General features: G+C 69.2%; 11 protein-coding genes. 5 read left to right on the forward strand and 6 right to left on the reverse strand.

Annotation, left to right across the window (positions count from 1 at the left end; genetic code table 11):
- The first annotated feature begins 140 nt into the window (after positions 1-140).
- The gene (gene terL, locus Q8N10_RS14125; RefSeq protein ID WP_304778679.1) at positions 141-767 is read left to right on the forward strand and encodes a phage terminase large subunit; all 627 of its coding nucleotides are present in this window, start codon (positions 141-143) and stop codon (positions 765-767) included.
- Here the strand turns inward: terL and Q8N10_RS14130 are convergent.
- Together Q8N10_RS14130 and Q8N10_RS14135 are read right to left on the reverse strand one after the other, a co-directional pair.
- A complete protein-coding gene (locus Q8N10_RS14130) occupies positions 764-967 on the reverse strand; it encodes a hypothetical protein (RefSeq protein WP_305663944.1) in 204 nt (67 codons plus the stop codon). The two genes, terL and Q8N10_RS14130, sit on opposite strands and share 4 nt — an antisense overlap.
- A 29-nt stretch (positions 968-996) precedes the next feature.
- Positions 997-1200 (reverse strand): hypothetical protein, encoded by a 204-nt coding sequence (locus Q8N10_RS14135; RefSeq protein ID WP_304778685.1) that lies wholly within the window; start codon positions 1198-1200, stop codon positions 997-999.
- Positions 1201-1520: 320 nt separating this feature from the next.
- Here Q8N10_RS14135 and Q8N10_RS14140 point away from each other — a divergent pair, with 320 nt between their 5' ends.
- The 3 genes from Q8N10_RS14140 to Q8N10_RS14150 all read left to right on the forward strand — a co-directional run bounded on the left by Q8N10_RS14140 (position 1521) and on the right by Q8N10_RS14150 (position 7401).
- Positions 1521-2678 carry a TolC family protein gene (locus tag Q8N10_RS14140; protein WP_304778688.1) on the forward strand — a complete coding sequence of 386 codons (1158 nt, stop codon included), beginning with the start codon at positions 1521-1523 and terminating at the stop codon, positions 2676-2678.
- 194 nt (positions 2679-2872) lie between these two features.
- Positions 2873-3955: an efflux RND transporter periplasmic adaptor subunit gene (locus tag Q8N10_RS14145; protein ID WP_304778691.1), complete on the forward strand. Its 1083-nt coding sequence runs from the start codon at positions 2873-2875 to the stop codon at positions 3953-3955.
- Positions 3952-7401: an efflux RND transporter permease subunit gene (locus Q8N10_RS14150; protein ID WP_304778694.1), complete on the forward strand. Its 3450-nt coding sequence runs from the start codon at positions 3952-3954 to the stop codon at positions 7399-7401. Before Q8N10_RS14145 ends, Q8N10_RS14150 begins: the two co-directional genes overlap by 4 nt.
- 202 nt (positions 7402-7603) lie before the next feature.
- Here the strand turns inward: Q8N10_RS14150 and Q8N10_RS14155 are convergent, their stop codons facing one another.
- Complete coding sequence (locus tag Q8N10_RS14155) at positions 7604-7963, reverse strand: hypothetical protein (protein WP_304778697.1); 360 nt, start codon at positions 7961-7963, stop codon at positions 7604-7606.
- A gap of 102 nt (positions 7964-8065) precedes the next feature.
- Positions 8066-8341 (reverse strand): metal-sensitive transcriptional regulator, encoded by a 276-nt coding sequence (locus tag Q8N10_RS14160; protein WP_304778699.1) that lies wholly within the window; start codon positions 8339-8341, stop codon positions 8066-8068.
- 102 nt (positions 8342-8443) lie between these two features.
- Here Q8N10_RS14160 and Q8N10_RS14165 point away from each other — a divergent pair, with 102 nt between their 5' ends.
- Positions 8444-10810, forward strand: a complete 2367-nt coding sequence (locus Q8N10_RS14165) for a heavy metal translocating P-type ATPase (protein WP_304778702.1) — start codon at positions 8444-8446, stop codon at positions 10808-10810.
- On the opposite strand, the gene Q8N10_RS14170 is transcribed toward Q8N10_RS14165, so the two are convergent.
- Positions 10785-11297 carry an SRPBCC family protein gene (locus tag Q8N10_RS14170; protein ID WP_304778704.1) on the reverse strand — a complete coding sequence of 171 codons (513 nt, stop codon included), beginning with the start codon at positions 11295-11297 and terminating at the stop codon, positions 10785-10787. The genes Q8N10_RS14165 and Q8N10_RS14170 overlap by 26 nt on opposite strands.
- Entirely contained in the window at positions 11294-12337 is a 1044-nt protein-coding gene (locus Q8N10_RS14175) for a hydroxyacid dehydrogenase (protein ID WP_304778707.1), read from the reverse strand. Before Q8N10_RS14175 ends, Q8N10_RS14170 begins: the two co-directional genes overlap by 4 nt.
- Positions 12338-12404: the final 67 nt, after the last annotated feature.

The raw sequence follows: 12404 nt of genomic DNA on the forward strand, positions 1-12404 counted from the left end.
TTTGGACCTGATCCGCGAACTCCCATACAGGCCAGCGCCGTCAAGGGTGCGTCAACAGGCCGGACAGATGGCAGCATCCGACCAAGCGACCAGAAGCTCTCAAATCCGCTCTTGCGCTGAAGGGGGCGTCCACAGATGGGATGCTGTTCCAGGCCCAGTACCAGCAGCAGCCGGTTCCCGCGGACGGCGTGGTCATCAAGCGTGAGTGGCTGCGGTTCTATGAGCAGCAGCCGTCCGTCTTCGAGCGGATCGTCGTCTCCTGGGACACCGCCTCCACCCTGCAGGAGACCAGCGACTATTCCGTTGGCACGGTCTGGGGATCAGTCGGCATGGACTTCTATCTCCTGGATGTGGTGCGCGGGCGGTTCGAAACCCCGGACCTGCGCCGCAGGATCATGGAGCTCTCCAGCCACTGGAGGGCGGACGTCACCATCGTCGAGAACACCGAGCTCGGCCGAGCGCTGGTCCAGGACATACGGGTGGCCGGCGAACTCCGTCCGATCCTGCAGACACCTTCCTTCGACAAGGAAGCCCGGCTGCTCGCCCAGGCCGCTCGCTTCGAGACCGGCCAGGTGCATCTGCCGGCGGAGGCGCCATGGCTCGCCGACTATGTCAGCGAGCTCACGGCGTTCCCTAACGGCCGCCACGACGATCAGGTCGACGCCACCAGCCAGGCCCTGCGCTACCTCACGCGCGACGCCCACATCCGCAAGCCGCCCCAGCGGCGCTGGGTGGGCGAGCGCAGGCGGTTGCGAGCGCCTGGCTAAGCCAGCCTCGCCTTGAACCAGTCCATGGCGCGCAGGAAGGTCGACGTCGTGGTGGGCGTGAAGTCGGCCAGCGCCAGTCGAGGCTGCTTTACGATGGCGTCGCTTGGAAGTGGATCCCGCAGGGCAAGGTTCAGCTGCTCGCGCCAGGCGTCGCGTTCGGTCGCAGCCTCGAACACCGGCCGCCTGGCGAGCCCGCCCATATAGAGCGTCAGCGTCCCGTCCGGGCTGATCAGGAAGGATAGAGATTGTCGCCGTGCGCGCTGAACACCGGGCCGATGGCTCCAGCGGCGGTGATCTGCACCCGGTCCGCATTGGCATGGCACCATGCGATGGGCATGACGCACGCGAAGTGCCGCGCCATGCTGAAGAAGTAGCCGCCTGCAGCGCGCGCCTCAGGGCGCGCGCTGCAGGCGATGCGCGGACCGCCGTCCACTATCCCCGCGGCGGTCCGCGCTCTCTTCGTCGGAAGAGTAGAGAGCCTTGATATGGGTCAAGGCCCAGCTTCAGTGCTGGTGCTACCTATACCTTGGGGCGGTTCTGCCGCGACCTGCGGATCAAGCGCCCGTTTCATTGAACCAGCCGGTGTTGGTAAGACCAGCTTGCGGCGGCTGCACTAAGGTCCAGGGAACAACAGTGAAGCGACCTCGTCTTTTCCGCGGTTCGGCGCTCTCGGCTGCTCTGGTCGCAGCCCTTCTTTCAGGGACAGACGCCACCAGAGGATCCGCTTGGGCTCAGGAAGCACAGCCGGCCCCGATGGGGCTGAGTGAGGTCATCCGCTTGGCTGCCAGCCAGCGCCAGGAGCTATCCGCCGCTCATGCGCGGGTGCGGGCGAGCGTCGAGCGGCCGGCGGTCGTATCGGCGCTGGAAGATCCGATGATCTCGGCGTCCATCGACCACAAGCCATTCAACATGAGGGGCATGGACTACAGCTTCGCCATCGAGCAGCGCATTCCGCTCGGGTCGCTCCGGCAGGACCGACGCCAGTCGGCCGAAGCAGACATCGCCCGGCTGAGGGCCGAAGCCGAGGACAAGCAACTCGGCGTAGCCGCCGAAGCCGCCTCGGCCTTCCTGATGCTGCAGCAGCGCCGCCGCACGGCGGAATTGCTCCATCAGCGTCGTGAGATCGCCCGCGCGATCGTCGCGGCGGCCGACGCGCGTTACGGTGGTGGCACGGGCGAGCAGGCCGACGTCTTGCGCGCCGAGGTCGAAGTCGCTCGCGTGGAAGCGCAGCTGAAGGCGTCCACGGGCCGCGTCGCGGCGGCGGAAGCCATGCTAAACGCGAGCCTGGGCCAGGAGGTCGATCGGCCGGTGCGGCCTCTACGGCCGCCGGTGCTCGACCGCCCGGCGCCCACGTGGGCCGAGGTCGAGGCGCGACTGCCTTCGCTGCCCCGGCTTCAGGCCGGACGCGCCGAGATCGGGCGCTCCGAGGCCGAGGTGCGCGTGATGCGCGACATGTACAAGCCGATGGCCACCGTGCGCGCTGGCCCCGCCTACGACATGGACAACAAGTGGGGCGCGATGTTGATGGTGGGCGTGAGTGTGCCCATTTGGCGCTCGAAGCTGAGCGCAGGCGTGCGGGAGGCCGAGGCGATGCGTGAGATGTCCCGGGCCGACCTTCGCGCGATGACGCGGATGGCCGAAGGCGAGGCCGCCCAGGCGTTGAACGAACTCAAGGCCGCGGGCGAGCTGCAGCGCTCGCTGCGGGCGGAGATCGGGCCGCGGGCGCGGTTCGCGATCGATCCGGCCCTTGCCGCCTACGCCGCCGGGCGCCAGCCGCTCGTCTCGGTGATGGAGGCCCTACAGACGCTTTGGTCCGTTGAAAACGAACTGATCGACGCGGACATGCAGGTGGGCCTGGCCTGGGTCCGGCTGGGCCGCGCCACCGGCTCCTATGAACTGATCACCTTGTGAGTCCCCGGTCTCGACATCGCCTGGAGCTGGCGCTCGCAGTTGCCCTCACGCTCACGGTCGTGATCATTGTGGGCCTGATCCAAAGTGCGCGTGGCGGCTGGCCGTTTTCACCCCGTGTGAGCCCCGCGGCGCCGGGAGCGACCGCCCAAGCTTCCCCGGCGGGCGCTGCCGCTGTCGATAGGGCGCCCGTTGACGTGAGACCTGCCGACCTGGCCCGGCTGGGTATTCGGCTGGAGACCGCGCGGATCGGGGAGGTGGTCGCGAGCATCGACAGCGTGGCCACCATAGCGTTCGACGAATCGCGCCTCTCTCGCGTGAACCCGAGAGTCTCGGGCTGGGTGGAGCAGCTCTTCGTCAACACGACCGGGGAAAGCGTGCGCGCCGGCCAGCCGGTGGCGCGCATCTTCTCCCAGGAGCTGGTCTCGTCGCAGGCCGAATATCTGGCCGCCCGCCGCTTCGCGGCCTCGGGTCTGGCGACCTCCGTCGCCGCGAGCGGCCGCACGCGCCTCCAGGTGTTGGGGATGTCCGAGGGCGAGATAAGGGGGATCGAGCGCTCCGGCCGTCCGATCCGGCTGGTGACGGTGACGGCGCCGCGCGGCGGGGTGGTCGTCAACCGGGGCGTCAGCGTCGGCGCCGCCGTGGATCCCTCGACCGAGTTGTTGACGCTGGCGGACCTGTCGACGGTCTGGGTGTTCGCGGAAATCCCGGAGGGGCAGGTCGGTGTGGTACGGCCGGGGACGCCAGCCCGGCTTCAGTTTCCTTCCTCGGGTTCGGGCATGATCGCAAGCCGCGCGGAGTTCGTCTATCCGACCCTCTCCGAGCGCACGCGCACCCTCCGCGTCCGTTTTTCCGTTCCCAACCCGGATCGAACCCTGATCCCTGGCGCCTACGGAACGGCAATCTTCGACGTTGCTCGCCCGCCCGCGTTGTCGGTGCCGCGGGACGCCCTCGTCGACACCGGGCGTCGCCAGCACCTGTTCGTGGCGAGTGGCGGGATGTTCGAGCCCCGGCCCGTCATCGTGGGAGAACGGGTCGGTGACCGGGTCGTGATCCTCAAGGGCCTAACCCCGGGGGAGCAGTTCGTCGCCAGCGGGACCTTCCTCCTCGACTCGGAGAGTCGGCTGCGCGCCACGGGCGGCGGCGGCGGCCACAGCCACGGATCAATGGCTTCGTCGCCACCCGTGGGCGGCGCGCCGAAGCTTGGCCTTTCCAGACCGCCGGCCTCTCCTTCGCCAACGACCGACGCCCACGCCGGGCACGACGCGGCGCCACGATGATCGAGCGCGTCATCGAGCTGTCGGTGCGCTTCCGCTGGGCGGTCTTGGTGATTGCGGCGGCGCTCGCCATCTGGGCGGCGGACTCGGCGAGGAAGACCCCGCTGGACGCGTTGCCCGATCTCTCCGACCCGCAGGTCATTGTCTACACCGAGTGGATGGGGCGAAGCCCCGATCTCATCGAAGACCAGATCACCTATCCGCTGATCCGGGCCCTCCAAAGTACGCCCTCGGTGCGGACCGTTCGCGGATATTCGATGTTCGGCATGAGCTTCGTCTACGTCATTTTCGAGGACGGGACGGACGTCTACTGGGCGAGAACCCGGGTGCTGGAGCAGCTCGGCCGCGTCCAGCAGCTACTGCCGCCAGCCGTTGTCCCGACGCTGGGCCCGGACGCCAGCGGCGTCGGCTGGGTCTATCAGTACGTCCTGGAGGATAAGAGCGGCCGCCTTGATCTGGCCGAGCTCCGCGCGCTGCAGGACTTCACGGTGCGGCCCGCATTGCAGGCGGTGCCAGGCGTGGCCGAAGTCGCCTCGATCGGCGGGTTCGAGCGTCAGTACCAGGTCGTGGTCGACCCGGAACGGCTCGTCGGCTTCGGGCTCACCATGGCCGACCTCACGCGGGCCGTTCGGGACGCCAACGCCGAGGTCGGTGCGCGGGTCCTGGAGCTTGCGGGCCGGGAGTACGTGCTGCGGGGCCGCGGCTTCGTGCGAGACCTGGAGGACCTGGAAAAGAGCGTCGTCACCGTGGGGCCGGGCGGCGTGCCGATCCGGCTCGGCGACGTGGCGACCGTTCGCTTCGGCCCCGAGATCCGCCGCGGCGCCGCCGACTGGAACGCCCGGGGCGAGGCGGTGGGCGGCATCGTGGTCATGCGCATCGGCTCCAACGCGCTTCAAGTGATCGATCGCGTGAAGGTGGCGACGGCCGAGCTTTCCCTGCCACCCGGGGTGCGGCTCGTTCCGACCTACGATCGCTCGGACCTCATCCGCGGTTCGGTCGAAACTTTGCGGAACACGCTCATCAGCCAGGGGGTGATCGTCACCCTCATCTGCGTGGTGTTCCTGTTCCACCTCCGCTCGGCGCTCGTGGTAATGATCGTGCTGCCGGTCTCCGTGCTGCTGTCGTTCATCGGCATCCGCTATCTCGGGCTCACCACCAACATCATGTCGCTGGGCGGCATCGCCATCGCCATCGGAGAGCTCGCCGACGCTACAATCGTCCTGGTGGAGAACGCCAACACCCGCCTGGCGGCCGCCCCGCCGGGCGCGGATCGGCGGCGGATCATCATCGACGCATGCAAGGAGGTCGGGCGGCCGATCTTCTTCTCCCTGCTGCTGATCACCGTCAGCTTCCTACCGATCTTCACCCTGGCGGGGCAGGCTGGAGATCTCTTCGCGCCGCTCGCCTTCACCAAGACCTTCGCGATGTTCGCCGCGGCGATCCTCTCGGTCACGCTCGCCCCGGCCCTGATGGTGCTGCTGCTGCGCGGCCGCTTCCGCACCGAAGCGGAGAACCCCGTGGGTCGGGCGCTCACGCGCGCCTATCTCCCAATCGCGCGCTTCGTCGTTCACTACAGGATCGCCGTTGTTTGCGCCGCCGCCCTGCTCATGATCGTCACAGTGCCAGTCTTCCAGCGCCTGGGATCGGAGTTCATGCCGCCGCTGGACGAAGGGTCTCTGCTGGTGATGCCGACCACCTTCCCGGGCATTGCTATAGAGGACGCCCGGCGCGCGCTCGAGGCGCAGCATCGCGTCATCATGAACTTCCCGGAGGTCGCCTCGGTGCATGGGAAGACCGGCCGCGCCGAGACGGCGACCGACCCGGCCCAACTCGACATGAACGAGTCGGTCGTAACGCTCCGCCCGTGGAAGGACTGGCCGCTCCGTCCGGTGGAGCGCTGGTACAGCGCCGGCGCGCCCGACGGGATGAAGCCGCTGCTGAGACTAATCTGGCCCGATCGGTCGCGACGCACGTTGGCGCAGCTGTCCCGAGACCTCGACGCGGCGCTGCGGATGCCGGGCTACCAGATGGCGATCGCGCCGCCGATCCGCACGCGCATCGACATGCTCACCACGGGTGTCCGCACGCCCGTGGGCGTCAAGGTCTTCGGAGAGGACCTGAACGAGATCGAGCGGATATCCGTCGCGCTCGAGGGGATGCTGCGCGACGTCCCGGGCACTCGCAGCACCTTCGCGGAGCGCCAGACCGGCCGGGAGTACATCGACATCATCCCCGACCGGGACCGGATCGCCCGCCACGGCCTGACCGTGCGCGACGTCCAGGACACCGTGGAGGCGGCGATTGGCGGCGCCAACGTCTCGACGGCTATCGCCGGCCGCGCCCGCTTCACGATCAATCTTCGCTACGCCGCCGATTTCCGCGGCGACCCAGAGGCGCTCCGAGCGCTGCTGATCCCCGTCCAGGCCAGCGGGCCGCCGGTGAGCTACGGGGGCGCCGGCAGCGGAGCGGGCGCGAGCCCGGCCGCTCCGCCGAGGGTGAGCGCCCCAAGCTCGGGCGGTGGAATGGGCGGCATGGGGGGCGCCTCCGACACGGGCATGGCCGGCGCCGCCGCCATGGGCTCAGCGCCATCGTCCCCGCGGATGGGCGGCGCACCGGCCTCGGCGTCTTCAGAGGAGGTGACGGACCGCTACCGGCCACCGGGCGCCTCGGTCCCGTTGGGCCAAATCGCCGACATACGGGTGACCACCGGACCGCCGATGATCAAGGACGAGAACGGCGTGCTGGTCGGCTACGTCTACGCCGACATCGACCCGACCGCTCGCGACCTCGGTGGATGGGTCGAGGACGCCAAGACCCTCGTCGACCAGCGCCTTAAGCTGCCACCCGGCTACCGGCTCCAGTGGACCGGCCAGTACGAGTTCCTGGCGGAGATGGAAGCGCGGCTACGCTACGTGCTGCCACTCACGCTGCTGCTGATCGTCGTGCTGCTGTACCTGTCCACCAGGGGCTGGATGCAGACCCTGCTGGTCCTGTGTAGCCTCCCATTCGCCATCGCCGGGAGCGTCTGGCTGTTGGCGGCCATGGACTACAACATGTCCGCTGCCGTCTGGGTCGGGATCATCGCGGTAGCCGGCGTGGCGGCGCAGACCGGCATCGTCATGATCGTCTACCTGGACGAGGCCTTCGAGCGCCACATGCGCGAGGGCAAGATCAGGACGCCGGACGATGTCGATGCAGCCGTGGTCGAAGGCGCCGCGATGCGAGTTCGGCCACTGGTCATGACGGTCGCGACGACTGTCCTAGGGCTGATGCCCCTGTTGTGGGAAGCCGGCGTGGGAGCGGACGTCGCCGCCCGCACCGCCGCCCCCGTTGTGGGCGGGCTCTGGTCCTGCATGGTGCTAACACTGCTGGTTCTGCCGGCGGCCTATTCGATATGGCGCCGGCGTCAGGTCATGGCTGCCGGGCCGCCCGCCCCGGAAGCCGGCTAACCGGCTACCCAGCTACAATAGGGGGTCCCATGCGAGGGGGCGTTCGATCCTCTCGTCGCAAACGTCGGCAAGGACCTGCCACGGACTCCGACTAGGGCTGGTTGACCCACCGTTCCTGGCCGTCAGTCACCGCCCTCCGATCGCCCGCGCGCGTTGCACGAAGGAGATCGGTGGGCGGCCAAAGAGGGGCGAGAGGCGGGTTTTACTTGGGCGCGGGCTGCGGCGCGGCGTGATCGCCTTCCATCATGCCGGCGCACTTCTTATGCATCGCCGCCATCTCGTCCTTGCTCAGCGGCTTGCCGTTCGGCCACATCGCGATGCCGCTCTTCTCGCGGCTGTGTTCGTGGACCGCCTGGGGCGCCATGTCCTTGCCCATCATGCCCATGCACATCTTGTGCATGTCGGTCTGGTTCATCCCCTCCATGCCGCCGGGCGCAGGCGCGGCGACCGCGGGCTTGGCGTCCGAGGCGGGATGGTGGGCGCCGTGAGCTTCCTGGGCGAAGCCCGGGCCGGCGACGAGGGCGGCCGCGGCGGCCAGGGCGATGAAAATAGAAGGACGCATGTCCGGATCTCCCGATGGGGTGGTGGTTGCCATAGGAATGACGCGCGTGGCCGCCGACATTACGGGCAACCCGGCAAGGTTCGACCCGGCGGCCTCCCGCGGCTAGGTCAGCGCCCGGTCCAGAACGGCGATGAGCTCGGCGGCCTTGGCGCGGCGCTCCGCCTCGTCCCCATCCACCAAGGCGCCGGTCACGCAGTGATCCAGGTGGTCCTTGAGGATTTCCGACTCCACCCGCCGAAGCGCCGCGCGTACGGCCTGCAGCTGGGTCAGGACGTCGATGCAGTAGCGACCCTCGTCCACCATGCGGGCGATGCCCCGCACCTGCCCTTCGATGCGGCTGAGCCGGTTGAGCAGCTTTGGCTTGTCGTTATGGTTCAAGAGCGTCCTCCGATGCAGGCGTCAGTATACCCCCGTATGGGTATTTGACAACATGCCCCATGGGGGTATATCGCGTGTTACTCACTGCGGAGATATCCGGCCATGCCGAACGCCCCTTCCCCCCCAGATCACAACGGCGCCCACCACCATCACGCGGGCCATGGCGAGACCCCGCCGGCCGGCAAGGCGCTCGACCCGGTCTGCGGCATGACCGTGGATCCGCAGACGACCACTCATCGGGCCGAGTTCGACGGGAAGCCCTACTTCTTCTGCTCAGCTGGCTGCCTCACCAAGTTCACGGCGGAGCCCGCGCGGTATCTTGACGGCCGCAAGGCCGAGCCGCCGACCGCGCCGGAAGGAACCATCTACACCTGTCCAATGCACCCGGAGATCCGGCAGGTCGGGCCGGGCTCCTGCCCGATCTGCGGCATGGCCCTCGAGCCCGAACTGGTCACCGCCGATAGCGCCCCGAACCCGGAGCTCATCGACTTCACGCGCCGGTTCTGGATCGGGCTGGTCCTTTCCGTTCCGGTGTTCGCGCTGGAGATGGGCGGCCACCTCACCGGTCTGATGATGAGCTTGAGCGGCCAGACTTCGGCCTGGATCCAGTTCGGGCTCGCCACCCCGGTCGTTCTATGGTCCGGCTGGCCCTTCTTCGAGCGCGGCGCCAAGTCTCTGGTCACCCGCCACCTGAACATGTTCACCCTGATCGCCATGGGTGTCGGGGTGGCCTGGACCTACAGCGTCGTGGCCACCGTCGCGCCGAACCTGTTCCCGCCGGCCTTCCGCCGCGCCGACGGCAGCGTGCCGATCTATTTCGAGGCCGCCGCGGTCATCACTGTGCTCGTTCTGCTGGGCCAGGTGCTGGAGCTGCGCGCCCGCGAGCAGACCTCCGGGGCCATCAAGGCCCTGCTGGACCTCGCGCCCAAGACCGCGCGGCGGATCCGCGCGGACGGGACCGACGAGGAGGTCGGACTCGACCAGATCCTGGTGGGCGACAACCTGCGCGTCCGCCCCGGCGAGAAGGTCCCCGTCGACGGCGAACTCGTCGAGGGCCGGGTCGCGATCGACGAGTCCATGGTGACGGGCGAGTCCATGCCGGTGACCAAGGAACCCGGCGACAAGGTGATCGGCGGCGCAATCAACAAGACCGGCTCCTTCCTCATGCGGGCGGAGAAGGTCGGCGCCGACACCCTGCTCTCCCAGATCGTGCAGATGGTCGCCCAGGCCCAGCGCAGCCGCGCGCCGATCCAGCGCATGGCCGACATGGTCTCCGGCTGGTTCGTGCCGGCGGTGATCCTGGTGGCGGCGATCGCCTTTGCGGTGTGGGCGACCGTCGGCCCCGAGCCGCGGTTCGCCTTCGCCCTGGTGTCGGCCGTGTCGGTGCTGATCATCGCCTGCCCCTGCGCGCTCGGCCTGGCCACGCCCCTGTCGATCATGGTGGGCGTCGGTCGCGGCGCCCAGGCCGGGGTACTGATCAAGAACGCCGAGGCCCTGGAGCGCTTCGAGAAGATCGACACCATCGTCCTCGACAAGACCGGCACCCTGACCGAGGGCCGGCCGGCCGTGGTCGCCATTCGCCCGGCGGCGGGTTTCGACGAAGCTGAACTGCTGCGGCTGGCCGCCAGCCTGGAGCGCGGCAGCGAGCATCCGCTCGCCGACGCCATCTTGAGGGCCGCCAGCGACCGCAAGCTCACGCTCTCCCAGCCGGCCGACTTCGACTCCCCGGTCGGCAAGGGGGTGCTGGGCGTGATCGACGGTCGGCGCGTGAGCCTCGGATCCGGCAAGTTCATGGCTGAGCAAGGCGTCGACACCTCCGCCCTGGATGTGGAGGCCGAGACCCTGCGCGCCGACGGCGCCACGGCGATATTCGCCGCGGTAGACGGCGCGGTGGCCGGCGTCTTCGCCATCGCCGACCCGATCAAGGCCACCACCCTGCAGGCCGTGCAGGCCCTGCAGGCCGAGGGCGTGCGACTGGTGATGATGACCGGCGACAACCGCACCACGGCCCTGGCCGTCGCCCGCAAGCTCGGGATCACCGAGGTCGAGGCCGAGGTGCTGCCGCAGGACAAGGCCGCCGTCGTCGAGAAGTTCCGCCGCGAAGGCCGTAAGGTGGCCATGGCCGGCGACGGGGTGAACGACGCCCCGGCTCTGGCCGCCGCCGAGGTGGGCGTCGCCATGGGCGCCGGGTCCGACGTCGCCATCGAAAGCGCCGGGGTCACCCTGCTGAAGGGGGACCTACAGGGGCTGGTCAAGGCGCGGCGGCTGTCGCGGGCGGTGATGGGCAACATCCGCCAGAACCTGTTCTTCGCCTTCGCCTACAATGTCGCCGGCGTGCCGATCGCGGCCGGCCTGCTCTACCCGGTGTTCGGATGGCTGCTCTCGCCCGCCATCGCCGCCGGCGCCATGGCGCTGTCCAGCGTCAGCGTGGTGACCAACGCGCTTAGGCTGAGGGGCGTCCGGCTCTGACCGGCGCGACGGCGCCGAAGGTGCGGCGGGCGTCGCCTGCCATCCGCTCGACGCACCAGCGCGCATAGGCGTCCGCCAGGGCCGGGACCAGGCGGCCCAGGCCGGCCGGCGCGAGCTCGTAGTCGATCCAGACGCGCAAGGCGGCGCCGTCGGGGACCGGCGTCGCCTCGAAGCCCATCTCGTAGTCGCCGATGATGATCAGCCGCGGCCGGCCCACGGTGCGCCAGACCTTCCGGCGCGGCGGGTTACGCTCGGTGACCACCTCGTCGACGAAGAGCTCAAGGCCGAACGCCCGGCCGCCCATCCGGATCTGCGAGCCGACCGCCTGGCCGCGCCTCTCATCGAAATCGTAGGTCATCCGCCCGCCGCCCATCATCATCGAGGGACGAGCCATGTGCGCCGCCAGCCGCGTCTGGTCGTCGAGATGGGCGAACAGCCGCTCAGGGGTCGCAGCGACCTGGACGGAGGCCTGGCGATGGCGGGTCACGGACGGGTCTCCCCTTCACCTCCCGCCTCCCCCGGCCGGACCACCAGGTTCCGAGGCTCGCCCCGGGCGAAGGCTTCGATGTTGTCGAGCGTCGTGCCGAGGATCCGCCCCAGGGCCTCGGCCGTGTCGTAGGCGATGTGGGGCGTGACCACGACATTGGGCAGGCGCAGGAGCGTGTTGGCGGCCACCAGGGCGCGTAGGCGCTCAGCCGGAAGCGGCATGTCGGTGCGGAAGATCTCCGCCTCCTCGCGCAGCAGCGGCTCCTCGGAGAGGACGTCCAGCCCCGCCCCGGCCAGGCGTCCACTGCTCAGCGCGCGTACCAGCGCGGCTGCGCTCACCACGCCGCCGCGCGCTGTGTTGATGAGCACCGAGCCTGGCTTCATCTGCGCGAACTCGGCGTCCGAGATCAGGTCCCGCGTCTCAGTGCTGCCGGGGACGTGCAGGCTCACCACGTCGGACCGAAGAAGGAGTTCGGGGAGGCTCAAGTACTCAAATCCGAGGCGTTGCGCCGCCTCGGCGTCGGTAACCGCATCCGTCGCGACCGCCGTCATCCCGAACCCGCGCGCGATCTGTATCACCCGCCGCCCGATGCGGCCCGCCCCCACAACCCCGATAGTCCGGCCGGCGAGGTCGAAGCCACGGAGCCCCTCCATCCCGAAGTCACCGGCGCGGGTACGCGCAGCCGCCTCCACGATCCGCCGCGACACCGCCAGCAGCAGGGCGAAGGCGTGCTCGGCCACTGTGGGATCGCCGTAGTCGGGGACGTTGCAGACGGCGACATCCCGCCGAGCGCAGGCGGCTAGGTCGATGTGGTCATAGCCGGTCGAGCGCGTCGCGATGAGCTTGAGGGCGGGCAGTTCCGCGATCACCGCGGCGGTGAGTTCGGACTTGATAAAGGTCGTCACCACTTCGGCGTCGGCGAACTTGCGCGCGAGGGCGGGCGTCAGCCGCTCGATTGTGCAGCGGATCTCGTGCTTCGGCTCGAGGCGAAGGCAGGCGTCGTGTTCCCACTCGGCGGCTTCGAAGACGGCCACCTTCACGAGGGTTGATCCGCGCAGGTGGCCTGTATCAGACTGTCGGTGGTGGTCATGGGTTTCGCCCTTCGAT

It is taken from the genome of Phenylobacterium sp., from assembly GCF_030693625.1.
Taxonomy (GTDB): Bacteria; Pseudomonadota; Alphaproteobacteria; order Caulobacterales; family Caulobacteraceae; genus Phenylobacterium; species Phenylobacterium ferrooxidans.

Coding starts and splice junctions, on each gene's coding strand:
- Q8N10_RS14150 (WP_304778694.1), top strand. CDS start 3,952: ATGATCGAGCGCGTCATCGAGCTGTCGGTGCGCTTCCGCTGGGCGGTC.
- terL (WP_304778679.1), top strand. CDS start 141: ATGCTGTTCCAGGCCCAGTACCAGCAGCAGCCGGTTCCCGCGGACGGC.
- Q8N10_RS14155 (WP_304778697.1), bottom strand. CDS start 7,963: ATGCGTCCTTCTATTTTCATCGCCCTGGCCGCCGCGGCCGCCCTCGTC.
- Q8N10_RS14165 (WP_304778702.1), top strand. CDS start 8,444: ATGCCGAACGCCCCTTCCCCCCCAGATCACAACGGCGCCCACCACCAT.
- Q8N10_RS14140 (WP_304778688.1), top strand. CDS start 1,521: ATGGGGCTGAGTGAGGTCATCCGCTTGGCTGCCAGCCAGCGCCAGGAG.
- Q8N10_RS14130 (WP_305663944.1), bottom strand. CDS start 967: ATGGGCGGGCTCGCCAGGCGGCCGGTGTTCGAGGCTGCGACCGAACGC.